This is a genomic window from Thalassotalea psychrophila, assembly GCF_031583595.1.
GTDB classification, from domain to species: domain Bacteria; phylum Pseudomonadota; class Gammaproteobacteria; order Enterobacterales; family Alteromonadaceae; genus Thalassotalea_A; species Thalassotalea_A psychrophila.
Genome location: NZ_CP134145.1, coordinates 1,814,405 through 1,841,308, shown reverse-complemented (window position 1 = coordinate 1,841,308; position 26,904 = coordinate 1,814,405). Strand labels below are relative to the sequence as shown.

The following is a 26,904-nucleotide window of genomic DNA, read 5'->3' as shown; positions in this document are numbered from 1 at the left end:
AATTCCTATTTATTTGTCTTTTTTAGCTAACAGATCTAAACCTACCATATTGCCTACGGCAACAAAGGTACTGCCAATATCTAAGGCCGGCTCTGATTGTTCAAAATCACATATATCTTCCCAGCGCGATGCGACTTGCTCAGCGCTAACTTGATCTTTTACTCCAAAGGCTACACCTTTGCTACGCTCGGTGCGAACTTTAGCAAACCAGCTAGCCCCTACTTCAAATACTCCGCCATTTTCATCGCTATTTTCATCACATAATTTGATCACCAAAGGCACCACATATTCAGGGCTGGTGGCCTTTAAAATTTCATCATCCCAAATAGTTTCGGTTAATCTAGAACCAGCAATTGGCGCAATAACATTTGAGAAAACATTCTTACGAGCGCCTTCAATGGCCAATGTTTTTCCTAAACCAAGTAGTGCTGATTTAGCGGCACTGTAATTAGCTTGGCCAAAGTTACCATAAATGCCCGCTGCCGAGGTGGTAAAAATTACTCGACCAAAGCCCTGTGCTTGCATATAGGGCCAAGCGGCTTTAGTCACTTTATAAGCGCCATCGACATGAACATTAAAAATCATATCCCAGTCATTATCTTGCATTTTGGTAAAGCTTTTATCGCGCAAGAAACCAGCATTGTTAATAACAATATCAATACGACCAAAGTTATCAATAGCAGTCTCAACAATCTTTTCGCCAAACTCGACCGAGTCGTAGTTAGCAACCGCATCGCCACCAAAGGCCTTAATTTCATCGACAACACTATCAGCAGCTCTTGAATTTTCACCTTCGCCACTACCACTGCCACCTAAGTCATTTACCACCACCTTAGCGCCGCGCTTGGCAAACTCTAATGCATAAGCACGACCAAGGCCGCCACCGGCACCGGTAACAATAACTACTTTGTCATAAAAACGAATATTACTCATCGATCAAACCTCTGCTCTATATATATTTAATGAGTATCAATTTAAATAAATCGGTGAACATCAACAATGTCCGAAAAATACCATTAAATAGACTTTTTATGGCATGGGTTTTTCGGGTAACTGTTTGGTATGTTTAGGGCATTGATCTAAAAGTCTGCATCGATAAGATAAAATTATTAACAAATTTATTTACCGAGGTAACAACAATGACTTTATTTATTAATACCGGCCGAGCCTTAGCTTTATTAGGTGTTTTATTTTTCACCGCAATATTTTTAAAAGTGTTTTTCCAATTCGATGTGTTGCCAGGCTTTAGTTATTTGAGCAGTTACCTGATGAGCTTTAGTGGTGCCCTGTTATTAGCCTGGGGGGTGTTAATGATTAAAACAGCCGAGCAGAAAGAATTTGTTCCCATTGTGGCCTACACTACTGGAGTCATGTTGGTGTTGTCTGCCATTATGCGTATAGTGGCGATTTTTGTGGCGCCACAAACCTTTGAATTTTTACCAACAATTATTGCGCAAATAATACCAATAACGGAAAGTGGATTATTTATCACTCTTGGGGTGATTTTTTTAACTCGTTATAAAAACTAATGTAGTTGTTATTGTTACATTTAAACTTCATATATTCAGATGGCGTTTAAAATTCTTTTTAGCTGCTATTCCTTGACTCGGTATGCTGTAGGAGTTGAACCGGTCCATTTTTTAAAGGCACGAATAAAGCCACTCGGTTCACTAAATCCTGATTTAAAGGCTATTTCAGCGATTGAAAGGTTTTGTTTGGTCAAATAATAAATAGCCGAATCTCGACGCATATAATCTTTTATTTTTTGATAACTTCCCCCTTCTTTATTAAGTCTTGCCCTTAGCGTTTTTTCGGTCATAAATAATTTGTCGGCAACTAAAGTAAAGGTAGGGAAATTATTTTCTTCATAACCTTCAATTATTAAGCGGATTTTTGCAGTCAGACTTTGATCGTCAATTGGTGTAAACAGTAAGTTTTGGAAGGTATTTCTCAAATATTGTTCTAACTCACCAGTATTTTTTTTAATAATAGGCATCGCCAGGTAATCACGGCTGAAAGTAAAACTTAACCACTGTTGATCAAATTTTCGAAGACAAGGAAACAAGTACTGATATTCAGATTCATGTTTAGGTGGAGCGTAATTAAAACTGGCAGATTTAAGTAAGATGTTTTTGCCTATCATCCAACTAGCAAAGCGATGCCAAGCATTAAGTACGAATTCGGCAAGTAAGTGATCCGGATCGAGCTCAGGTTTGTTGATACTGACCCGAAACTCAATTTCATCGATATGCTCAACCAACTCAATTTTATAAGCATTTGAATTGAGCTGATAATAACCTATCCCCAATTCCAGAGCTTTGCCCAAGTTCGCACAGCTGCTCATCACATGGCTAGCATAAAAAAAGCTGCCTATTGGCAGTGCGGGCTCTACTAAGCCAAAGTGCTCATCATCCAATTCAACAATGGTTTGCTTCAATAACTTTACAAAATTATCCGTTGGGATCCTAAGTTCGTTGTTATTGCCTGAAAATGCCGGAATATCACAATTAGCTAAAATCGCTTTGCTATCTTTACCATGGCGATTTAAAGAATTAACCAACGCCTGTACATAATGATAAATAATGGTATTTTTTTTCATTGCTAGCTCAGCTTTGACAAATGAACTATGACTCTACGCCCTCAGTAATATATTTAAAACACCCAAAAGGGTGAAATAATACTAAAGTTGATAGCGGCCAATCATTGATTTTTTGCCTGCTGAATTTGACTAAATATTTGCGTTGCCTGAATGCGATTGTTGACCCCAAGTTTGGCGTATGATGTTTTTAAATGGGTTTTAACGGTATTAATTGATAAGCATAATTGGTCGGCAATTTGCTGATTGGAATTTCCTGAACAGAGTAATTGCATAACTTTTTGCTCTGCCGTTGTTAAATTTTCAACATACTGTAGTTCAAAGCGTTTTCTCAAATCCAGACCAATAAAACGCCGACAAACATCTTGCATAAAGGCTTTTCTGCGCGGCGATAATTCGGTGAAAGACCATTGATGAAGGATATCAATGGCAACTTTGTCAAGCCGGCCAAAATACTGAATAATATTTTTTTTACTGGCGATACTAATGGTTTTTTTCAGAGTTGCTTTAGCATTGCTAATATCCTTGTCAATGATATATATATTAACTAAAAACACTAATGCTCTTACCTGCTGTAATGTTCTGGATGAAAGTTCAAAATCATTGATGACTTGTGTAAGTTTGGCTACACAAGGTCCCATTTCGCCCTTCGCTGATAACATTAAACAATCGATCATATTGCCATTGAATAATAAATGGTTATTTTCTGGGGTGCTAGTGTTTATGTTTTCTGCTTTAAAAGATTCATAAATTGTATTTGCTTCTTCAGGGTTTGCGGTAAACAAATAATAACGGATCGCCTCATAATAAAGTGGAATTTTAGAGGTCTTTAATTGCCTTGATTCTAACAGTTCAAGCAATTGTTCAATCATGATCTCTCTTTGCTCGTCTTCATTAAGATCGGTAAGCAATTGAATATGAGTAACATAATACCAAGCCAAAAAGGATGGTTCGGCAACATAGCTGATGATGCTGCCCGACGTATCAAAACATTGCTTGGTCAAATTCAAATCACCTGCAATGTAAGCTGCCATACCGCGCATAATATTAACCATATGAGCTAATTGGCTATCATGTTGCTGACTATTGATAAAGGCGGTTATTTCATCGCACTTTGTTAAACATTGCTCGGTGTTACCCTGAATAAATTCGAGCATAACCAGTGTCACTTTGATCGTAACAGTGCTATAAAAAAGGCTACCTCCACGAGAAAAAAATGAAGCATCTTCACCAGTTTCCCGTAATTTTTCAAATTGGTTACTGTGTAAATAGCCTATGCATTGTACAACTCGCAAGGAATTCTCAAAATGTGGCAGCTCTAATGGTCGCATGCTTAATGCTTTATCGACTTGCGTTTGAAAACTATAAAAATTATCGGTCCACACGGCATGTGCTGCCTTAACCGCCAACAATTTAATTTTGTCACGTTCTTGAATATTTGAATTTTTATTGAGTATAGACTCAAGGTTGTCAATAGCTTGGCGCCCTTTATTATGCTGATAAGTAAGCGAATAATTCCAAGCTTGCAGCACTAAAAGGTAGTCATTGGATAATAAAACATCGTAAGGAAGCTGGCTGATTAATACATTAAAACGCGGGAAGTTACCACTGGCAATGATTGTATTGCCGTGCTCTTCTAAAATTGCAACGGCCTTTTGGTATTGCTCAGCTTTGTTGTAATGATCGACAGCCTCTAGATAAATTTTATGAGCTAAATACCAATCGGCGCACCGTTGATGTAATTCCTTAATATCATCGGGGTTGTGAATAGTGAGTTGCTGATATAAGTAATCTTTAAGTAATGGCTGTAAAGCGAACCACTCAAACCTTTCAGTAAGGTATTTTTTATGCAGGCGCAAGATCGGAAATTTTTTTACAACGTTCGTTGAAAATTGCGGAGATTCGGTGATGGTTTCGATTAATTGTTCACAGAGAAAGTCACTGATGGAAATCATAAACAACAACTGCTTATCCTGCTCAGATAAACCAACGATTATTTCTTCAAGAAAGTAAGCTGCCAAATTCTCTTCATTGGTTGAATTTGTGCCCCAATATGACAAACTTTTACCCATACTGATAATTGCCGGCCAACCACCGGTAATATTAAACACATTGGCCACATCATCAGCTAGCAGTGTTTGGTTGAATTTGCTGGAATATTGTTGGATCTCATCTTCAGTAAAGGCCAGATCGTGAGCTTTTAGTTTGCATACTTTATCAGCCATATACGCCTTAGCGATCGGGAAAGGCAAATCAACTCTGCTGGCTATAATCACATTAATTTTATCGGAGCTGTTTACGATCAACTGTTGAAAAAAGTCGGCAATAACAGCGTGATAGATAAAATGAAAGTCATCAAAGAACAAATAGATAGATTTTTTGCATTTTTCCAATTCGGCAATTAGCTGATAAGCAAAACTTAATTGTGAAATATTTTCATCATAAACTAAACCTTCGCTCACTAAATCTTGAGCTTTTAATGCCTCAAGGAAATAAGTAAAGAAAAATTCAGCCTGATTATCATCATTATCAAGGCTAGTCCAAATAGCCACACCAGCTGATTTTTGCACTTGATGGGCATAATCTATCAATAAATAGGTTTTGCCATAACCAGCAGGCGCTTTGACAAACAAAAATGTCGATTGCGCAGCGAAAGAGTCATCTATGTGTGTTATTAAACGATTTCTTTTAAATAGTTTTGACGGTTTAAAAGGCACTAAATTTTTTTGCATATTACTGACAAACCTAGATATAAAATGTCGGAAGAAGTAGAGATTAATGTATTAACCATAGCATAAGATCAGATCATTTTTACTCGCTAGAAAACATTCCCCACCTTGTTAAATGTTTTTATAAAACATGTTTTATCGACGAGATAATTATTTTTCTTGTAACGAAAAAAAGTGCAAAGCAATACTTTACACTTTTGGACTAATAAATTTCGACTTATTAGTAGCTTACAACATATTATAGACCATGCTTATCTTTATAAATATTACTCAGCATAGTAGCACCTTTTAACGATAACACGTTGTTTTCGCCATCGGTGATCAAACCTGCGCGGGCATCTCTGAATAATTTTTCCAGCGGGTACTCTTTAGTTAAGCCATTACCACCAAACATTTGCAGCGCCTCACTAGTTACATCTACAGATGTCTTGGTGACAAAAGTTTTTGCGGTAGCCGAGCCGAGTAAGTGCGGACCATTCGGTCCATAGTTATAATTGAATGCTCGATGCGCCATAGCTCGACAAGCTTCAACATTTCTGAACATATCAAACAAGCGCACTCTTACACTTTGGTGGTTGATGATTTCGCCACCACCTTGTTTACGTTCATGTACATAAGCAAGCGCATGTTCATAAGCCGCTCGGGCAATACCTGTATAGGTAACACTCATTTCCATATTACCAAAGGTCAATGAACCAAAGAAACTTGGATACGCCTCTTCTTTACCGGCAATAACGTAACTCATTGGCACGCGCACTTCATCAAAATATAGCTCACCTTGCGGCAATGAACGCAAACCAAGCTTTTCTAACGGTAAACCACGAGAGAAACCAGGCAGATCAAATGGCACCAAAACGCCAACATAATGCAGCCCGCCATCTTCACGGTAGATGCCATCACCGTAATCACATTGCGTATACATTAAGCCACATTCAGCTAGCGGAGCGCCAGAAACCCAGGCCGAGGTTTGACCAGAAATCACCAGTTCATCACCATCAACGCGGGCAATTAAATTACCTCTGCCATGTTTAGAGCCTGGGATAGCTTCGGTTTTATCAATATCAAGAACATCACTGCCCCGGTCTGGTTGGGTACCAATCCAGCAACCGCGTAAATGACCAAAGCGTTCAATTAGCTCAGGGTTGCCTGTAGAGACAGCGGTGATAGCAGCAAAATGGGTTACCATGGCTAATAACGTTAAGCCTGCATCACCCCAGGCAAACTCTTCAAGTATAATTGGTAGAATACGAGCTTTTTCTTCATTACTCATACCACCTATCGCTTCTAAATCAAAAATCCCTGACTGATGAAGTTTTTTATAAAATTCCCATACAGGAGAATCTTCAGCAACGGCTTGCTCAGCAGTTAACTTATCCAGTTTTTCGCCAATTGGACGCATTACATCTTCAGCAAAACGATGCGCGACTTCTTGAATCGCTAGCTCTTCTTCGCTCATAAAGCCTTCTAAGCCGGTAAGACCTAATTTAGGTAGAGGTACTTCATTTAAAACAAACATTGTATTCCCAGATATTTATTGAATAGACTATGCTACAAAGCTAATCCTTTCTTTAATGTTAAGAATCACCCTGTCGGGTGATATTTAAAATAATTAATTTTTCATTTAATATACAATGAGTTAAAAACAAAAAAACCTGTTCAAATTTAATGAACAGGCTTTTAATTTGTTATCTGGTTCTTTCTAGAACTGGTAACCGGCTTCCAATGTTAGTTGGCGACCTTTATGTAAGGCATGCGTGAAAGCACCATCTTGTAAAGGGACTGCCGATGTATACACATCATAATCTTCATCGGCAACATTGTTCACTGTTAAAGCGACATGCCATGTACCTTCACTTGGAGCAAAGTTAAGGCGATAATCAACCAATGCGTAAGCATCTTGCATAGTTAACACCTCGTTATCTGACGATGTTGTATGCTCGGTTTTGTAACTTACGCTAAGTAAATTAGTTATGTCAAAATCACCAATTTCGGTTATATGTTCAACAGCAACGAATGCTTTGAAATCAGGAACCCAAGGAATATCGCGACCACTCCAGTCACACGACATTTTCTTAATGTCGGCCCAAGGTGTATCAGGATTAGCCTTTTGGTTCGCAACCTTTTCACTATAACTACAACCAGCCCCTTGATACTCGTCATAGGTAAAGTCTAAATACTCAGCATTCGCCATAACGGTTAGGTTGTCAGTAGCCTGCCATGTTAATTCAACATCAATACCTGATTGCGTAGACATACCAGCATTACCAACATTAAAACCTGCAGAGCCATTAAACAACGACACTTGCAAGTTGTCATATTCACCATAGAAGGCGGCAACATTTAAGCGAAAATCTTCCCAGTCATGTTTTAAACCAAGTTCAAACGAAGTAACTTCTTCATCTTCGTACTCTGCCCCTTCACGCGATGCTACACCAAAGGTATCACCTTCGTATAAGATATCAAAACCACCTGATTTTGCGCCGTTGGCTGCATTCATATACATCATGAAATCATCATTGAATTTATATCTAACGCTTGCTTGTAGCATCAGGTGATCTTCTTCTCGCACTAAACCTTCAAAATCGTGTGGCGCGCCGGTTGAGCCTAACAGCAAATAACCGGCTAAATGATCTGGCATTACCAATGTGCCTGCAGGAGCACCTACCGCCCAACTAATATCTTTATCTTCACCAAAACCACGATCTACGTGATCGATATCGATCAAACGCATGTTTTGATCGGAGGTTTTTTCAACCTGAATATAACGAGCCCCTAAAGTTAGGCTGAGCTCGTCCGTTGCCTGAAAATCTATTTGGGTAAAGACCGCGTGTTGATCGGTTTCTTGCGTAAGGTTGTTTTGGCGATCGAGTGCTGATGGTGACATCATCAATGCCGTTTGTAATGCATCTTCAGGTGGTAATCCGGCTTCAATCAACCCCGGCATCAATTTAGGAACAAACGCGGTAGGTAAATTAAAATCAATATCCCATTGAACGTCTGTTTCATCACTTTGATAATAAAGACCCAACATCAAATCAATGTTATCTGACACAGCAATATCTAAACGAACTTCTTGCGATAGTTGTTCATAGTCTTCTGATTCACCGGCATCGATAAAATCAACAGGCATAATATCTACGTCGAAAGCATGATTATAATCATAGTTACTGCTGGCAGATATCGACGTTAGGGTTAGACTATCATTAATGTCCCAAACGACTTCTAACATAGTTTCGTCGGCTTCGTTTTTATAACCGTCCGGGCCATTAACGAATAAATCACTATTACCAATATTTAATTCATCAGTACCTAATCCAAAACCAGCAAGCGGTGAGTTGGGATGATCGATAATATTGTAACTCTGATCAAAACTAGCGTGAGATAATAGGCTAAGATTATGGCCTTCCATCTCTGCCGTGCTTTGTTCATGACGGAAATATACATTTAAATCATCTGATGGCTGCCAAACGATACCAATACGAAACGCCTCGTCTGAATTTGTAGGTTCGTAATCTTGAGAGTCAACGTAATTGTTGTACGCAACCCCTTCAGATTGATCTCTGAATTTACCCGAAACCCTTACGGCTAAATCGTCTGTTATGCCAACATTGATGCCACCTAAAACCTGACTTTCTTCGTATTCAGTTTCATATTTAACGGTAATATCGCCAGTAATATCTTCTCCAACTTCTGGTCGTTTAGTGATCATACTTAACGCACCACCAATAGAGCTATTACCATATAGTGTAACTTGTGGGCCTTTTAGTACTTCCACTCGTTCCATATCGAAAAAACCTGACCTTTGCTGATTCATTCGGCCGCGATAAACACCATCAGCATAGGTACCTACTGACTGTTCAAATGAAACATTGTCACCAGATGATACGCCACGTAGAACTAAACGGCTGGTTGCAGCTAGCTTAGGTTGCTCTAAACCTGGAACATATTTAGATAAGTCTTCAACACTATGAACGCCCATATCTTGGATGTGCTTGCCAGTTATAGCATTAACACTCATAGGAACGTCTTGGATAGATTCCGTTTTCTTACGAGCTGTTACTTGAATAACTTCTAAACCTTCAAGCTTTTCCTCTGTAATAGCTTCTTCAGCTGCCATTGCATGACTACCAATAAAAAAGGTTGCCGCTACCGCTAGTGCCAGTTTACTCTTTCGTAATGTCTCTGTGTTGTTAATAACTTTCATTAAATTCCTCTCCTCAAGGTAACTTCTGTGTTTATATTTTTTATTTTTATTATTTTTTAACGCTTAAACTGTTGTTAATTTAAAATTATTTTTATCTGGTTCTTTCAAAAATATTGACAAAACCAGCACTGCCTATTCCTCCATTGTGTTGTAGAGCAATTCTTGCGTTTTCTACTTGTCGCTGACCACACTGCCCTCTCAGCTGTTTTACTAACTCAGTGATTTGCGCAAGTCCTGTTGCCCCCAACGGATGACCTTTAGCCATCAGTCCACCAGAAGGACCAATTACCACTTTGCCGCCATAGGTATTCTGTCCTTCAACAATAAATTTTTCTAAATCGTGATCGGCGCACAAACCCAGTGCTGAATAGGTAAATATTTCATTACTGGTGAAACAATCATGTAATTCGATAACATCAATATCGTCAGGACCAACACCGGCACTTTCATAGGCTTGCTTACATGCTTCACGGCTTAATGCGCCAAACGTGACGTCGAGTACATTCGAAGTGAAATACTCAGGTTTATCACTGCACCAGCTAGAGCCTTTTAACGTGATACTGATATCCAAGTTATGCTTTTTGGCAAATTCTTCGCTACAAACAATCACGCTGGCGGCACCACAACTTGGCGGGCAGGCAAACAATTTGCGCAAGCCACGATAAAGAGGTGGTTGTTCTAAAATTTGTTCAACCGTTAATGGCTCACGATAAATTGCATAAGGGTTAAATTCGGCGTGTTTTCTGGCTTTTACCGCGATACTTGCCAACGCTTTTTCGCTAATACCGTAGTCGTTCATTAACGCTTCAGCCTGACAGCCAAACATTAATACTGCCGGTGGTAATTGCGCTTCTTGCGGGTTAAGCCCCATCAAATTAACAATGGCATCGGTATGACGTTGCAGCGGACTCGTTCTGTCTGGATACATCATTTCGATGGCACCCGGCGCCATTTGCTCAAAACCTAATGCCATAACGCATTCTGAAATGCCGTATTCAATCGCCTGTGCTGCCAAGGCAAACGCAGTAGAACCACTAGCACAGTTATTATTCACATTGGTAACAGGAATGCCGCTCATGCCAATACCATAAAGTGCAGCTTGTCCTGAACAGCTATCTCCTTGCACATAGGAAGTAAATGCTTGCTCAATTAGAGAATAATCAATGCCTGCATCAGCTAATGCTTCCCGCCCGGCGTTGGCGCCCATAACTTGGTATCCGTCACTTTGGCCAGGCTTTTTAAATGGCACCATGCCAACACCACAAATTACTACTTTTCGAGTCATTGTTTATCCTGTTTTGCCAAATGGCTGAAATTCAGCAAAGTAAACAAAGAAGTAATCGCTTAATATAAAGTAAGCCGTTCTTTACAGTTTTATTTTGCTGGTTAATTACAATTAATTACCTTGAGAACTAAGCTAATACTTAATCTATTTCGATGATTCACCCTGTCGGGTGATATTTAAAATAATTAAACATTGGTTTTAAAAACAGGATCAAACAAACTATAAAATGGCAAGTTGGGGATATAAATATAAGGTTTATTTCGTCTTTGACACAAAGTCTCTAATCAACTGCGACCAGTGTTGAAGATCAGAATATCCATCTGCAATATGTAGTTCTGTGTTTGGCATTACTTGGTGTAATTCAGTGGCAGTTTCGACTGGATGGCTTGGATCTCCAGTCCATGCCAAAATAAGCGTAGGAACGTTAATGGATTTAAGTTCTTCCTTAGAAGGTAGATCAGTCAAAGCAGCTCCTTTGAATAGATTTGCTAAGGTTTTTCTTTTTATTGGTTTTAGCCCTTCGAAGACCCCGTTTATATTTTCTTTTTTTGCCTCAACTAACCAACCTGGCAGCAAGCGCTCTGGATTTTTACTTATTAGCTTGGCCAAGATCCAGCCACCAAGAAAACCGCCAACTCTAGCGAGTTTAAGATAAAATTGGCTTTGTTCTTTCCTTGTATCCCATGCTGTGGGAGGGTTGATCAAGACCATACTTTTAATACGGTCAGGCGCAAGCATGGCTGAATAAATTGTCGAGGCACACCCCATAGATTGTCCCCCGGCAATAAATTTATCTACTCCAACCTCACTCGCGACTGACAACATATCATTTGCTAAATTTTTCCAATGATAATCACCTGGCGAGAACGAAGCTTCTGTTTTTCCGTGGCCACGGGCATCATAACGCACTAGCTTTGTTTGATTTGACAACTTGTGCCATTCGAAAATATCCAATAAATTTTCACTTTCAATGCTTGCCGTTAAACCATGTCCCCAAACGAGTGCTTCACCCTCGCCTTTTACTTCAACATTAAAATCTAATCCGTTTATTTTCATTTTAACCTTCATCAGTACAAGCTTGCTAAATTTAATTGTTCTATAAGCTTAAACTGTACCATTAATTGAATGAATTCGCCTGATCGGCATTGGCGCTGTTTCGTTCTTTATACACGTTTAAACTTAGGCAATAAAAAACCACCAGATTAGGGTAACAATCTGATGGTTTCAATTAGAGCTACGTTAGGGAATCAACTTACCTAGGTGAAGCTCTTTGATTTTCAAGGCCCTCTATAAACTAGAAATTATATGTGCCTTGTACTGTTACTGTACGAGGAGCATCGGTATAACCGATATACCCACCTGCAACTAATGGCGTATCTAAACCAGCAGAGAATGTTGTCTCATCAGTTAAGTTTTTACCAATTAGAGACACGCTCCAAGTATCTTCAACTGACGCTAACGATACCATCATATTCACTTTACTGAATGAGTCTTGTTTTAAGTTTTCATCAAGATCACTATCAACAAAGTATTCATCAGAAAAGTTGACATTTAAACGAGCAGATAATAATAAAGAGCTGCCGATTTCAGTCTCATAATCTAAGAAAACCGATGCCGACATTTCAGGAGCGAATGGCGTTGTTTCGCCAGTTAAGTCACAATCAGTTTGCGGGTTCACTGGATCTTTCATAATTGGTGCCGTACATGGGCCATTTGCATAGTCATCATAGGTAGAATCTAAATATGACATTGAACCACTTAACGTCCAGTTATCGCTTAAGATATAGGCGCCATCCACTTCTACACCTTGAGTAGTTGATTCTGCGGCGTTACCAACACTAAAGCCAGTACCTGTCCATGACGTTACTTGTAAGTTATCAAATGTTGTGTGGAACACGGCCACATTTAAACGAGCCTGGCCATCGAGAAAATCAGACTTCATCCCTAATTCAAGACCTAATGCTTCTTCATCTTCAAACACCATATCTTCTTCTGCAGCAGCAGTATCAGAGTTAAAACCACCAGCTTTGAAACCCTCTTCAGCGGTAGCATAAATCATCATGTCATCATTAACATCATACTGAATTTTAACTGATGGAGTAAAATGTGACTCATCATAGCTATCAGTGTACTCTGGTGTTTTCACATTAACTGATAATGCTACTGCGGTAAAAGCACTGTTCGCATCTGCAGGAATTAAATTGTCAAAAGTATGGTTTAATTGTACTTCGCCATGGGCACTTTGACGGAATACGTCTTTAGTATCATCAGTGTAACGACCACCAACAGTTAAACGTAAAGCATCAGTAAAATGATAAGTACCTTGGAAGAATGCCGACAAAGTTTCGGTTTCTTGGTTAAAGTTAGATACTCGATCTAATGACTCTGGCGCAAAGCCGATGTCGGTAAAACTTAAACCACCCAAGGCATCCCTAGGGGCGTTATACGCAGGCATTAACGCAGGAGTGATCGCGGCAACATCAATGTGAGTTGTCACATCCATTACTAGATCAGATTCTGAATAGTATATACCGGTAATGTAATCAAAGCTGCCACCTAACGAACTGGCAAAACGAATTTCATGACTGGTTTGATCAAAATCATGGAGATCATTGGTATGCAAGAATGGGAATGGCATATAATCTAAATCTTGGTGTTCTGTAGACTCATATGCACTATAACCACCGGTATAAGATAAAACACCGCCAGCTAAATCATAATCAATATTTACAGCTACATTATCAGCTTCTACACCACGAAACTCACCTTCATAGGCATCATCTGAACTACGAGTATCATCTAAATTAGTTTCAAAATCATCTTGTACACTTGGAATAACCGCGCCAAGAATAAATGCAGCTAAACCATCTAATGGCTCAGCACTGATAAATTGTGAGGTGCTACCAACACTTTCGGTTTCCGAGTTTTCACCTTTAAAATGCACAGATAAATCATCTGTAGGCTGCCAATGAAGAGACAAACGAACAATCGTTTCCTCTGATTGTGGCTCATCTTGGTCTAAGTTATTATTTACCATGTAACCATCAGAAGAAGAATCTTTCACCGCTAAGCGAAAACCTAATTCATCTGTTAGACCAGCAGAAACAACGCCGGTTAAACCTTGGCTATTATATTCAGGTTCAAAATCAGCGATGACTTTACCTTCAAAGTCTGAACCTGCTTCGGCTTTGGCGGTGCTAAGGTTTAATGTACCGGCAATGGTGTTTTTACCAAATAAAATACCTTGTGGGCCACGTAAAATTTCAGCTCGTTCAAGATCTAAAAACGGGGCACGAAATTGTTTACTACGGCCCATGTAGATACCATCAATGAACATACCAACTGATTGCTCAAACGAGCGGTTGTTCCCTGAGCCTACACCACGCATGAAAATGTTAGTATTAATGGCATTTTCAGAAATACTTAAGTTTGGAACATAATCAGAAATTTCAGATAAATCTTGGATCGCTGATTTTTCGATTTTATCACCGTTTATGGCGGTAATTGACATAGGTACAGACTGAACGCTTTGTGAACGCTTAGTTGCCGTTACCTGAATCACTTCAAGGCCTTTTATTTTTTTATCTGCAACTTCTTCTGCAGCCATAGCATTACTGCTGATGAAAAGTGTGGCGCCAATTGCTAGTGCAAGTTTAGTCTTTCGTAAAGCCTGTGTGTTGTTAATAACTTTCATTAAATTCCTCTCCTAAAGGTACTTCTGTGTTTATATTTTTATTTTATTTTTGTTTTTGTTTTTGTTTAATGCTTAAATTGTTTTAATTTAAAATGATATTTATCTAGTTCGTTCAAATATATTGACAAAACCAGCGCTACCAATTCCCCCATTGTGTTGTAACGCAATTTGTGCGTTTTCAACTTGTCGTTTACCACACTGCCCTCTGAGTTGTTTTACCAACTCAGTGATTTGCGCAAGTCCTGTTGCCCCTAATGGATGCCCTTTTGCCATCAGTCCGCCAGATGGACCAATAACAACTTTGCCGCCATAGGTATTCTGTCCTTCAACAATAAATTTTTCTAAATCGTGATCGTCACACAAACCCAGTGCCGAATAGGTAAATATTTCATTACTGGTAAAACAATCATGTAATTCGATAACATCAATATCGTCAGGACCAATACCAGCACTTTCATAGGCTTGCTTACATGCTTCACGGCTTAATGCGCCAAACGTGACGTCGAGTACATTCGAGGTGAAATACTCAGGTTTGTCGCTGCACCAGCTAGAGCCTTTTAACGTAATACTGATATCCAGATTATGCTTTTTAGCAAATTCTTCACTACAAACAATGACGCTGGCAGCACCACAACTTGGCGGGCAGGCGAACAATTTGCGCAAGCCACGATAAAGTGGAGGTTGTTCTAAAATTTGTTCAATCGTTAATGGCTCACGATAAATTGCATAAGGGTTAAATTCTGCGTGTTTTCTGGCTTTTACCGCGATACTTGCCAACGCTTGTTCGCTAATACCGTAGTCGTTCATCAACGCTTCAGCCTGACAGCCAAACATTAATACTGCCGGTGGTAATTGCGCTTCTTGCGGGTTAAGCCCCATCAAATTAACAATGGCATCGGTGTGGCGTTGCAGCGGACTCGTTCTGTCTGGATACATCATCTCGATGGCACCAGGCGCCATTTGTTCAAAACCTAATGCCATAACGCATTCTGAAATGCCGTATTCAATCGCCTGTGCTGCCAAGGCGAACGCAGTAGAACCACTCGCACAGTTATTATTTACATTGGTAACAGGAATACCGGACATGCCTAAGCCATAAAGTGCGGCTTGTCCTGAACAGCTATCGCCTTGCACATACGAGGTAAATGCTTGCTCAATTAAGGAGTAATCTATGCCTGCATCAGTTAATGCTTCACGTCCTGCGTTAGCACCCATAACTTGGTATCCATCACTTTGGCCAGGCTTGGTAAATGGCACCATACCAACACCACAAATTACTACTTTTCTAGTCATGTTTATCCTGTTTATGCGCAAATGGCTGCAACTCAGCAAAAAGACTAATGAAGTAATCGCATTATATTAATAAGCGATTCTTCAACGTTTTATTTCGCTAATTAATTACAATTAATTACCTTTAGAAGTAACCTAATTGTTAATCTATTTCGGTGATTCACCCTATCGGGTGATATTGTTATTATTTTTCAGTATTTAATTTTATATATAGTTATAACAATAGGTTAGAGTTGATAAAATAAAGTTAAAATAGCGCTCTCTTCAACAGGGCTTGCTGCATTTTCGACAAATAACAAACAAAAAAAAACAGGTCACTATTTAGATGACCTGTTACATTTATTAAACAGTGGTAAAACTATGGCAAAACAGCCATTAATTCACCATGCGATTTTCGCTATTCCAGTATTTCTTACGAATGTCTGTTTTTAACACTTTGCCCGCAGGGCTGCGTGGCAAGTCATCGACAAAATCAATGGATTTAGGCGCTTTAACGCTGCCTAATTCTTGTTTAATTATGCTGATCAAAGCGTCTTCGTTAATACTGCAGCCAGGTTTACACAAAACTATGGCTTTAACTGCTTCACCCCACTTTTCATCAGGAATGCCAATCACCGCACAATCTTGCACTTCAACTTGAGAGTTAAGTACTTGCTCAATTTCATTGGGAAATACATTAAAGCCACCAGTAATGATCATGTCCTTTTTACGGTCAACAATTTGAATATAACCATCTTTGTCCATCACACCGACATCACCGGTATGCAGCCAACCATCGATTTGAGCTTCTTGCGTTGCTTCTGGGTTTTTATAATAACCGGGATTGACAATATGGCCTTTGACACAAATTTCGCCTGCTTGCCCCATCGGTAGTGGTTTATTATCATCATCCATAATTGCGACTTGATTTAATACGCAAGGACGACCTACTGTTTTCAGTCTGTCTTCATTAATAGAACCATCGGCATTAATATAATCCCACGGCGCTTTTGCACAAATTGCCGCTGGTGCTTCTGATTGACCAAACACTTCGGTCATAACCGGACCAAACACCTTTATCGCTTCTTTTAATTTAGACAATGAAACAGGCGCAGCTGCTACGATAAAATGTTGTAGTGATGAATAATCATATTTACTTACATCCTCGTGTGCCAACATCATATACATGACCGTTGGCGGTAAGAAAAAATGGGTGATTTTATGCTGTTCAATCACCTTTAAAATTTCACCAGGATCAACTGCTGCCATAATGGTATTGGTACCACCACGGGCAAAGTGCATAGCGCCCATAAGTCCGGCAGAATGAGTCATTGGCGCGACAACTAAATGATTAGTGTTATCGTAATAATTGAAATGCGCATAAAAATTGGAAAACATCGTCTCCAATGCCTTATTTGACATCATTACGCCTTTCGATTTACCGGTAGTACCGCCGGTTGGAAAAATTGCCATAATGTCATCATCACAACCATCGCCCATTTCATGGTGGTTATCAGCAGAAACTAACCAAGAGGATAAATTTACGCCATCAAGGTCTTTATCAATACAAACAATTTTTTTAATATTAGGGGCGTTTTGTGCAATTTCCTTCGCTTCGCTTTCATAATTTGAATGGTACATTAGCAAATCACCATCAAAACGATGCAGTAAATCAGTATTGATCTCAACAGGATTGCGCGGGTTTACCGGTAACCATACCGCTTCGGCGCGAAACAAACCTATTAAGCATTCAAAAGCAACGTTTGAATTAGGCGCCAGTATGCCAATTTTAGCGCCTTTACCAAAGCCTTGTTGGGTAAGTGCACTCGCTAACTTATGGCTATAGGCATGGGCCTGTTTATAGCTTCTCTTTTCACCTGTTGTCAGTTCATGAAAGGCAATGTTATCAGGGTATAATGTTGCGCCCTGATCAAAAAAATCAATAATTCGCATTTGCTATCCCCTATTATTTGATAATTTTATAGTCAACCAAACCAAAACTTTTCAGTTGGTTTGCTAATTCATTATGACCAACAGCTTGACAAGCTGATGAAAAACCAGATGTTTTTTGTAATCCGCCAATTAACGAGCTAGCAGTTGCGGCTTGTAAAGCACCGGTGGTTAAGTATCCACACGACGTTCGTACTTCACAGGTGACTGAATCAAACGAACCACTACCATGAACAACATCAAGGCAACGATGCACAAGTTTGTTTTCTCGTGGCGGCATAGTTGCTTGCATGCTATTACCGTATTCAGCTAACTTCGCAGCTTTTTCGTCTGCCGGTAAATGCTTGATCTCATTTTCATAGGTATTTTGCAAATCCAAAACCATTTCCATCATCGCGCGGTTTTGAGTTGCTGTTAATTGTTGCACATTGCGCACGCGAGGATCATGTTCAAAATAAAGCGGCAACATACCACCACCCCAAGGGTGTGCTAGCAAGGTATCGGCACGACCAGGGATGCTCACTTCATAGCCTTTCGCTACAGGCCAGATCACACGCTGGTTATTTTCTAGCTTAAATGATTGTTCGGCAATACTGAACATGGCAAAAATAGTTTGGAATGAACCAACGGTTGGCACTAAGGTAGGCGCGGTAAGACAATTTAAGGTATCAATTTGCCCTTGCTCTAACACCATACGCGCACCAATTTCTAGCGAGGTATACATATAGGATGTGCCTGGTGCTAAAACTAAATTCTTTTTAGCGAATTTTGGTCCTAACTCTTCTTGTATTTTAGTGATGAAGTTCATTTCACCACCTGTATCTAAATAATGACAATCAGCTTCTAATGCGGCTTCAACTACAGGCTGACCAAAATACATAAATGGACCAACAGTATTACAAACAACTTTTGCGCCTTTAAACAGTTCAGTTAGCGCTTCTTTGGTGTGCTCTACTTGTACAACTTCATAATCTGCGGTTTCAATTCCCGGAACCGTGGCCATTGCAGCTTCAATTTTTTCAGCATTTCGACCAGCTGCAATAAATGAAATACCATATTCACGTAAAAATTCTGCGACTAATTTTCCGGTATAACCACTTGCACCATATAACACTACAGATTTATTTGTCATAACTTTTTCCTTCAGGTTTTGTAGCGTATCAATCTAACAATGCCTCTTCAGAAACTCCTAGAAGTTAACAAGAGTGGACGTTGTTTAGATACGATAACGACTTTTAAAATTATTTTAATTTGTGCTATTAACGCTAAACGTTTAAGCACAATTCAGAATCACCCCAATGGGTGATTTATGAAAAAAGCTTATTAACTATTTAAAATTTCGTTTCCTTGATGGTGCAAATCTATTGCTATGATTTACAGGAAGAAATGAATGCCGTGATCACATTTTTAACAAGGACGTTGTATATTAGAACAAAGCACTAGTACAGGTCGTACGTAGGTAAAATAATGCATTAATACATGGATGTATGTAAGTAGAATAACGCAGGAGCGGTTATCGAGGAGAAATTATCGAGGTAGCAATTGCCGGGGATGTGGAATAAAACTGTCCATGGCAGTTTGCATTCCTGAAGTAAAAAATCCCAGACAGTTTTGTCTGGGATTTTTAAAGTTAAACAACGGTTAAGTTAACTCATTGCTTTGTTCATGTTGTTAGAACGTATAAGACATTTCTGCGTAAACAGAACGACCTATTGATGCACCACCATATTGGCCACCGTTATAGTAAGGCCATGAATAATGAGTATCATCTTTAGGTGGTTTAGGGTTAAAGATATTAATCACTTGACCACGAACCATAACGTTATCAGACCAATTATAAGTCGACGTTAAGTTAAATGTGTACCAAGGGTCTAAACGATCAACTTTTTGGTAATAATAACTGTCTTCATCACCAAATTCAGCTGGTGGATTATTAATTGGGATAGAGCCAGTACGGCGACCACTGAAACTAACTGAAAGATCTTCAATAGCCCAAGTAACCGAGCCATTCATAGTAGAGCGAGCAGTAGAGTTCCACCATAAATCGCGAGTATGAATTTCTTCACTTTCTTCGTCAGTCTGGAACGTTGAATCTAACGTGTGAGTCCATGCTAGGTTAAAGTACCAGTCACCTAGTTCACTTTCAAAATGATAAGCAACTTTGGCATCAAGGCCTTCAGTGGTTTGCTTAGCAGCATTGATGTGCGAAGTTTTAACCGTTTCAATAGTTGAGCCTAAACCAATTGTGCTTTCACTGTCTGAGCGCACGATCTTACTGGCATTATCGCCACACATCTTACTACCAGGAACTATATCTTGACGATCATTTTGCTCATACGGGTAGTAATTTTCGCCATCTTCATCTTCAGTTTGACGAGGTTTACAATAAAAGTCATTCGATAATATGGTTTGAATTGATTCACCTAATACTAAATGTTCAATTTCAATATTATACCAATCAAGACTTAGATTTAAGCTATTGGTAATATCCCAAACAAAACCGACACCATAGTTTGTACCTTCTTCTTCTTCTAAAGTTTTCGAGCCAGAGCTGTTACCTTTAATAGATTCTGAACGACACGGGCTTTCAGTTGGTTCATATTTTTCGATGTTATCAGGATCCTTCCAATCGCCATCATCGTCTTTTTGATCATCGTAGAATTGGTCTTCACAAGTTGATAAATCGGCACCTGACGAGTAGTAACCACCCTCGGTCGCAAATACTCGGTGCATATCTGGTGCACGGAAACTCTTACCCCAGTTACCACGAACTAATAAGCTGTCACTTGGACGATACTCTAAGCCCACTTGTGGTGAGAAACGGCCACCAATATCGGTAGTCTCATCATCGTATTGGTCATAACGTCCAGCAACCTGAGCGCTAAGATTTTCTAAAATTGGGAATTGTAATTCTAAACCTAGGGCGTAACGTTCACGTTCACCATTACCTTCGGTTCCGGTGTTTTGATACCAGCCCATACCGTCATTGTTTAACGTGCGGTCATCAAGGGTAATATCATAGCCTTGTTTGTTCCACTCGGCTATTAAGGCAAAGTACATATCCCCTGCCGGTAATTCAGCTAATGGTCCGGTAATTAATGCCGACACAGTATTTGAATACGAATCGGCATTCGTTACTTGCATGCCAACTAATTCATCGCGAATTTCACCCGTTACCGGTGCATATAAGTCAACTGTACCAGTGCCATCATAGTGTTCTAAACCTTGGTCCAACCACACTTGATGTACATTGTGCTCGCCCAGATAAAGCTCTGCAACTTTTTCTTCTTTTAGTAAGCTAGAGTATTTATCACTAGTGCTTTCACTACGGCTAAATGAAAGTTCCCAATCATATTCTTCAAAAACAATACCTTTAATGCCTGTATTGACTTGTAAACCAGTGTCCTCAATATTGCTGCCTTTAAAGCCCAGTTCATGCTGAGCAAATAGGCGCTGCTCAGTACGCCAGTCATAATCGGCCGCACCTTCGAAATCACCTTGATATATCGGCTCTTCTAACACAGCCATATTACCAGTACCATCACCAACAAAGTCGATAATTTCGGCATTTACAAAATGGAAACCGCCTTGCACAAATGCGTCTTGCTGTGAATACATTACGTCAGCGTAAATTGACGTTTCGTCGGTTAAATCGTAAATACTGCTTACATACAACGATGTTGTTTCACGCTCGTTTCGAAGCGTACGAGTACCAGATAAATCTACACCACAGTAGTTACCGTAGTTGAAATCATTTTCATCATCATCATCATCGGTATTGATAATACGATCAGTATATTCATAACCAGAGCCTGAGGCCTGACATAATCTTTCAGTTGGGTCGCGATACCAAGAAACACTTTCGTCTACATCTTCAGTTTCTTCGTCATCAGGGTAAAAACCACGTGATGCCATTTCATCAACAATAACAATACCACGGTCTAAGTAAGTACGACCTGCAGGACCGTCGTCAACTGAGTCCATAAAGTCACGGTCAGCAGAAAAAATAGGGTCTTGTTTTTGATATTCAGCAGCAAATGTTACCGAGTAATCATCACCGCTAATGCCAGACACAAGCTGGAAGCGACCTTCGTCACCGCCGCCTTCTGTGGTAGTACCGATTTTAGCGCTAAACGTAGTATCTTCTACATCTTTCTTGGTGATGATATTCATAACACCAGCAACCGCATCTGAGCCATAAATGGCTGATGCACCCGAGGTTAAAATATCAATACGAGCAATCGCCGCCATTGGGATTGAAGATAAGTTAACAAAGTTTGACGCACCATTGTATGGCGCGGGGTAATCAGAAACACGACGACCGTTAACTAGGACTAATACCTGGTTATTACCTAAACCACGTAAACTTACCGACTGGGCATTCGGGGTAAAACCACCAGAGGCACCAGCTTCTGCACCTTGCGTGGCACCAGTGTTTTGGGTTAAATCTTTTAAGGCATCAAACGCCGTGGCAAAGCCTTTTTTGATCATTTCATCAGCAGAAATAACCGTTACAGGGGTTACACCTTCAAGGGTATTCGCTTTAATGCGAGAACCGGTAACTTCAACAACTTCAATCTCTTGCTCTGCTTCAGTTTCGGTGGTAGAGCCTTGTTCAGTCAGTTGTTCAACTTCTACTTCGCTCACTTCATCTTGTTGAGCGAATGCGGTGGCACTAAAGCCACCAATAACACCAACAACAAGTGCGGCGCGAATGCTAGAGGTTAAAAAATTTAAATTTTTCACTTTCTTTTCCCTAAATATTTTTAAATGTAACGTGTTAACGATTAATACGTTTTTACGTCTTATATTTGTTTATGTTTTATTATGTAGGTACCAAGGCTTCGTGCCGAAGCGTCAGCCTTAGTAACATTGTTTATTTTTTGCTATAGATTTATGCGTTAGATAGTTAAATCGATTTACGGCGAATAACTAATGCCATTAAGGTGATCGCAAACCAGATAAAACCGGTGCTACCTGCTGAACCACTGTCTTCAACATCAATATAAACAGTTGTCAGAACAGGATCTGAATTGCGCTCAGAATTATTCACTACTAATTCAAATACAAATTCCAAATCTTTGTTCGTTGTAGGCGTGGTAAAGCTAATGCTGTCCCAATCATTAGAGAAAGCTAGGTCTTGGCCGCTCACTTGTCGCCATTCATAGCTCAACTCAGGGTTATCGATAACTGCATCAGTAACATTAGCAGTTAAGGTTATTTGCTCATTTTCAGCTGCGTAAGTGTTAGATGCTACAACTTCTGCTACGGGCTTACCTGCGACAATAACTGGAGTAAGACTGTTAGAAACTTGCACATAATCACTGTCATTAAGTACAGAGCTAACCACTGGGGTAATATCGGTTAAACCTGAAATTTCAGCGTAGTTGATTACTAACGATACCGTCTCACTCGCGGCATTGGCTGCTTGGGTATAAGTCCAAGTGATGCTATTGCCCGTTTGAGTGTGATCAAATGTTTCGCCGTTTAGTAACAATTGCTCTAACACTGCACCAGAAGCTAATTCCATCGTCATTTGATAGACTTTTTGCTCTGCGGTGTTGTTTGCCATAAAGCGAATATTAAATGCAGCCATCTCCACTTCAATGTCATTTGTCGCTAAAGTCAGCTCAACATCGTCTTGGCCGCGAGAAATATCAACTCGGGTTACACCAATGTTAAATGGCAGGTCTTCAGACGTACTGAAAAATACACTACCAAACAGCAGGTCATCTTTTTCCATGTCTTTTTCCCAGCTAACGGTTACCGGAATATTTGAGTTAGGGTAAGCCTGTTTATCTGCCTTAACTTTAAACTCATGATTTGCATCATCGTCATAGTCAGGTTCAACTACCGCAACAGCGAACTTAATAGTGTCAATAATTTCGGCACTTTCCGGGTCAAATCGATCATGCTTGGAGTCATTAAACTGATTACCAAAGTTATGGATCATCAACCAATAATCACCTGGAACAGGAAAATCATAATCTAGTTTTTCAAGTGCTTTTCCAGTGGCTGCTACCATGGTGACGTGGTTTTCGCCACGGTCAAACTGACCATCCAAATCCAAATCCTGACCAAGATATACATCAAGGTCTGGTGAGCTAGTTTCTAAAATTTGAATAATAACGCGTTCACTGCGAGCTGGGATGGTAAGCGGCATTGAATACGACACTACGCCAAGCTCTTCAACAATCTTATAAGGCTCTGCAGCACGTTTGATTTCGGCACTGTAAATCTTCGCCTTAGCAAGACGCGATGGGTCAGCAGTAAAGTCGGTGGTACCGACGGTAACAACATCTGGCAATTCAACCGAGCCGGTATCACGATGGGCGGTAATTTCTAATAAATCTGGTACTGAACCAGCAACAAAATTTACCGTAACCGGTAATGAAACGGCTGGAATGTTGGCGTCGTTAGACGTTAAGATTACCCGGCCATCTGACCAGTAAGAATCTAAGTTTTCATCTACCGTGGCAGTCACGGTAATGGTAAACTCTTCACCTGCGCTAAGTGCAATGCTTGCGCCGTCTTTATCACTACTTAAGGTCATACCTTTAGAGTTATAAGAGTAACTTACCTGCCAAGTCGCCGCTTTGGTGGCTTTTAGGGTACGGGTCCAGCTACAGCTATCAATACATGCGCCCTTAGCCATACTGGCAAGATTCATTCGCGTGGTATCACCGTGCCAAGTAGCCGATACTTCTTTTTCAATACCTCGTATACCTTCATCAGCAGGCACAGCGATTTCACCCGGAGCAGAAGGTAATTGCATAGAAGAAAGATCGCCAAACGGATCTGCGTCACGGTAACCTTGTATGGTTTCATGCATAATCAAACCAGTTTCTATGGCCAAATCAACACGAGCCAGGCCGGCACCCGATGAATGAAAATTAGCAGTAACAAAGGTTTGTTTGCCCTTTATGAGTGGACCTACAACTTTGGTATTGCTGCCTGCGGTAAGCATTAATGCCGATTGGCCTTCTGCTGGTGTCCATTCTGGGTGAGCAGACTTCATCAACAAGAACATACCGGCAACGTGCGGTGATGCCATTGATGTACCGGATTTATACACTTGATCTTGCTGAGTTTTATTTTTTGGAGCCACAGCAAAGTCTTGCATGTCTTTACCAAGACCTGAGCCTAAAATACCTACCCCTGGGGCAGAAATGTGTGGTACTAGGTAATCTGGTGAGAACAAGTCAGGACCCTGTGAGGAAAATCCACCCATCAAGCCACTAAAGTCTTGGTCTTCATCAAAACTAGTGCTGCTGATCAATTTAGAATCAGACATTGCCACTTGATGGCCTTCGCCTTCGGCCAACCACTCGAGAAGAATTTTACCATCTTTCTTATTAAGGTGAACGGCAGGCAATGAATGCATATCGCTGACGATATTGTCAGTGGTGCTTTTAGTATTAACTAAAACCAAGCCTTTAGCGCCAAGTTCATACAGACTAAAACTTTTTACCGCCCTGGTAAGCGGAACATCGTCTTTGTCAACGCCACCACGGTTACAAACAACGACTTTATCTTTAACAACGTCCGCGGTAAGCGAGCCAATGGCACACGAGCCGGCAATGGCGAATTCTTCAACCGCTGTTGAAAGTTCGATATCAGCGGCATAAACAACATCGGTACTAGCCAGGCCGCGAGTAGCACCCTCACCGGTAAAAACATTAGTTTCTAGCACGAAATCTTCTGAGCCACCGGCTAAGGTTAAGGTTTTTCCTTCAAAACCACGGTCATGAGTCACAGCAGCAACACCGGTTATCCAAGGAGCATTACCTGGTGTACGAAGTGTACCGCGTCCGCCAAAACCATCATTACCAGCTGCAGATGCAACCCAAACACCAGCTTCACGGGCATTTAAATACGCTAATGCAAGCCAGTCGTACCAAGGTGAACTCGGAGCACCACTAATTGAATAATTAATAACATCAACACCGTCATTAATGGCAAGTTCAATCGCCTCAAATGCTAAATTAGGGAAACAGCCACCATTTCTATCACATACCTGATACGAAATTATATTCGCTCGTGGCGCAACACCGCTAATTTTGTCAAAAACAAAATCATTTGGGTAAATGTCTGGCACTTGACCACCAATTTCGCCTTCAGTTTGTACATTGAGCACCACACTTCCGGCCGCTGTAGAGGCAACGTGAGTACCATGACCATTAGTATCTTGGCCGGTATAATTTCGCTGACCACCATAATCAGCAAATAACGGCTGGTCTGGATTATACTCAGCCACCAACTCATCAGAGCCTAAAAAGCCAACTCCGTAAACGCCAATAAGTTTGTCATTACACCAGTTAGGAAGGTCAACACAATCGCCTAAATAGTCGTTATTTTCTCTTGGGTTGCTATGAACAAAATCAATTTCACCATCACCATCTTCATCAACTTCAGCTGCAAATGACGGATTAAATGAAGGTAAATTATCAGTGTCTAGTATATCTTCAACTCGGTGTAAATATGACGCAATACCCGAGTCAATAATACCAACAACCATGCCTTCACCGCGAGAGCCTTGGTCATTATACGTACCCTGCCACGCGTTTACCGCGCCAGTGAAACTTGGGCCACTGTCGGTATCGATATAAGCCATTTCTATTTTATCAACAGCTAAAACGCCGTCGAGCTGACGTACTAACATCGCTTCAGTTTTGCTTAATTTAGTGGCAAAACCATTCAATACGGTGTCATAGCGCTGAGATACATCAATCTGGCGCTTTAACCTTAGGTTAATGTGCAACTCTGTTTCGTTTTGTTTACCGGCAAGATAACTTTTATAGCGCTTTGAGGCTAAACTTTTGGTGTTTAGCTTGCCTTTAGCAGTAATATTGGTGTTTTTACTGGCTAATACATTGGTAGCAGCAAGCCCGGCAACGGTGCCATCGTAGCTTGCTAAAGGCTCACCGTTAAGGATAACAAAATAGCTGTCGCTAATTGTTGACTTAACCTGAGCGGTTATATCTATTGACGACTTAACTCCATCTTGATTTGCGTTAGTACGCAAAATCGTATTATTAAGACCATCTTCAACAAAGTGGCCCAGCATTGCTGGTTCTTTGTCTAAAACATTGGCACTAGCACTAGCACCTATCATCATCAAGGGTAATGCCTTGATGATTGCTTTTAATTTAAATTTCACAATGAATTCCTTAATTG

The 26,904-nt window shown here is 40.2% G+C and carries 14 protein-coding genes; 1 reads left to right on the top strand and 13 read right to left on the bottom strand.

The window, feature by feature from the left end; translation table 11 throughout:
- Positions 1-9 precede the first annotated feature (9 nt).
- Positions 10-933 carry an SDR family oxidoreductase gene (locus tag RGQ13_RS07505; RefSeq protein WP_348392935.1) on the bottom strand — a complete coding sequence of 308 codons (924 nt, stop codon included), beginning with the start codon at positions 931-933 and terminating at the stop codon, positions 10-12.
- Positions 934-1,139: 206 nt separating this feature from the next.
- On the opposite strand from RGQ13_RS07505, the gene RGQ13_RS07500 reads away from it, so the two are divergent.
- Positions 1,140-1,529: a hypothetical protein gene (locus RGQ13_RS07500; protein WP_348392934.1), complete on the top strand. Its 390-nt coding sequence runs from the start codon at positions 1,140-1,142 to the stop codon at positions 1,527-1,529.
- 65 nt (positions 1,530-1,594) lie between these two features.
- Here RGQ13_RS07500 and RGQ13_RS07495 read toward each other — a convergent pair whose 3' ends face one another.
- The 12 genes from RGQ13_RS07495 to RGQ13_RS07440 form a co-directional block, all read right to left on the bottom strand.
- Positions 1,595-2,599, bottom strand: a complete 1,005-nt coding sequence (locus RGQ13_RS07495) for an AraC family transcriptional regulator (RefSeq protein ID WP_348392933.1) — start codon at positions 2,597-2,599, stop codon at positions 1,595-1,597.
- Between the two features lie 101 nt (positions 2,600-2,700).
- A complete protein-coding gene (locus RGQ13_RS07490) occupies positions 2,701-5,328 on the bottom strand; it encodes a LuxR C-terminal-related transcriptional regulator (protein WP_348392932.1) in 2,628 nt (875 codons plus the stop codon).
- A 235-nt stretch (positions 5,329-5,563) separates the two neighbouring features.
- Positions 5,564-6,841 (bottom strand): acyl-CoA dehydrogenase family protein, encoded by a 1,278-nt coding sequence (locus tag RGQ13_RS07485; protein WP_348392931.1) that lies wholly within the window; start codon positions 6,839-6,841, stop codon positions 5,564-5,566.
- Between the two features lie 183 nt (positions 6,842-7,024).
- A complete protein-coding gene (locus RGQ13_RS07480; RefSeq protein WP_348392930.1) occupies positions 7,025-9,529 on the bottom strand; it encodes a TonB-dependent receptor in 2,505 nt (834 codons plus the stop codon).
- A 91-nt stretch (positions 9,530-9,620) separates the two neighbouring features.
- Positions 9,621-10,814, bottom strand: coding sequence for a thiolase C-terminal domain-containing protein (locus RGQ13_RS07475; RefSeq protein WP_348392929.1), 1,194 nt, complete (start codon positions 10,812-10,814; stop codon positions 9,621-9,623).
- A 255-nt stretch (positions 10,815-11,069) separates the two neighbouring features.
- Positions 11,070-11,870, bottom strand: a complete 801-nt coding sequence (locus tag RGQ13_RS07470; RefSeq protein ID WP_348392928.1) for an alpha/beta fold hydrolase — start codon at positions 11,868-11,870, stop codon at positions 11,070-11,072.
- 238 nt (positions 11,871-12,108) lie between these two features.
- Entirely contained in the window at positions 12,109-14,508 is a 2,400-nt protein-coding gene (locus tag RGQ13_RS07465; protein WP_348392927.1) for a TonB-dependent receptor, read from the bottom strand.
- Positions 14,509-14,607: 99 nt separating this feature from the next.
- Positions 14,608-15,801: a thiolase C-terminal domain-containing protein gene (locus RGQ13_RS07460; RefSeq protein ID WP_348392926.1), complete on the bottom strand. Its 1,194-nt coding sequence runs from the start codon at positions 15,799-15,801 to the stop codon at positions 14,608-14,610.
- A gap of 372 nt (positions 15,802-16,173) precedes the next feature.
- Entirely contained in the window at positions 16,174-17,730 is a 1,557-nt protein-coding gene (locus tag RGQ13_RS07455; protein WP_348392925.1) for a class I adenylate-forming enzyme family protein, read from the bottom strand.
- Between the two features lie 13 nt (positions 17,731-17,743).
- A complete protein-coding gene (locus RGQ13_RS07450; RefSeq protein WP_348392924.1) occupies positions 17,744-18,859 on the bottom strand; it encodes a saccharopine dehydrogenase family protein in 1,116 nt (371 codons plus the stop codon).
- A gap of 539 nt (positions 18,860-19,398) precedes the next feature.
- Positions 19,399-22,473 carry a TonB-dependent receptor plug domain-containing protein gene (locus RGQ13_RS07445; protein ID WP_348392923.1) on the bottom strand — a complete coding sequence of 1,025 codons (3,075 nt, stop codon included), beginning with the start codon at positions 22,471-22,473 and terminating at the stop codon, positions 19,399-19,401.
- Between the two features lie 163 nt (positions 22,474-22,636).
- Positions 22,637-26,887 (bottom strand): S8 family serine peptidase, encoded by a 4,251-nt coding sequence (locus tag RGQ13_RS07440; RefSeq protein ID WP_348392922.1) that lies wholly within the window; start codon positions 26,885-26,887, stop codon positions 22,637-22,639.
- Positions 26,888-26,904 lie beyond the last annotated feature (17 nt).

Coding starts and splice junctions, on each gene's coding strand:
- RGQ13_RS07480 (WP_348392930.1), bottom strand. CDS start 9,529: ATGAAAGTTATTAACAACACAGAGACATTACGAAAGAGTAAACTGGCA.
- RGQ13_RS07500 (WP_348392934.1), top strand. CDS start 1,140: ATGACTTTATTTATTAATACCGGCCGAGCCTTAGCTTTATTAGGTGTT.
- RGQ13_RS07470 (WP_348392928.1), bottom strand. CDS start 11,870: ATGAAAATAAACGGATTAGATTTTAATGTTGAAGTAAAAGGCGAGGGT.
- RGQ13_RS07490 (WP_348392932.1), bottom strand. CDS start 5,328: ATGCAAAAAAATTTAGTGCCTTTTAAACCGTCAAAACTATTTAAAAGA.
- RGQ13_RS07495 (WP_348392933.1), bottom strand. CDS start 2,599: ATGAAAAAAAATACCATTATTTATCATTATGTACAGGCGTTGGTTAAT.
- RGQ13_RS07475 (WP_348392929.1), bottom strand. CDS start 10,814: ATGACTCGAAAAGTAGTAATTTGTGGTGTTGGCATGGTGCCATTTAAA.
- RGQ13_RS07485 (WP_348392931.1), bottom strand. CDS start 6,841: ATGTTTGTTTTAAATGAAGTACCTCTACCTAAATTAGGTCTTACCGGC.
- RGQ13_RS07450 (WP_348392924.1), bottom strand. CDS start 18,859: ATGACAAATAAATCTGTAGTGTTATATGGTGCAAGTGGTTATACCGGA.
- RGQ13_RS07455 (WP_348392925.1), bottom strand. CDS start 17,730: ATGCGAATTATTGATTTTTTTGATCAGGGCGCAACATTATACCCTGAT.
- RGQ13_RS07460 (WP_348392926.1), bottom strand. CDS start 15,801: ATGACTAGAAAAGTAGTAATTTGTGGTGTTGGTATGGTGCCATTTACC.
- RGQ13_RS07465 (WP_348392927.1), bottom strand. CDS start 14,508: ATGAAAGTTATTAACAACACACAGGCTTTACGAAAGACTAAACTTGCA.
- RGQ13_RS07505 (WP_348392935.1), bottom strand. CDS start 933: ATGAGTAATATTCGTTTTTATGACAAAGTAGTTATTGTTACCGGTGCC.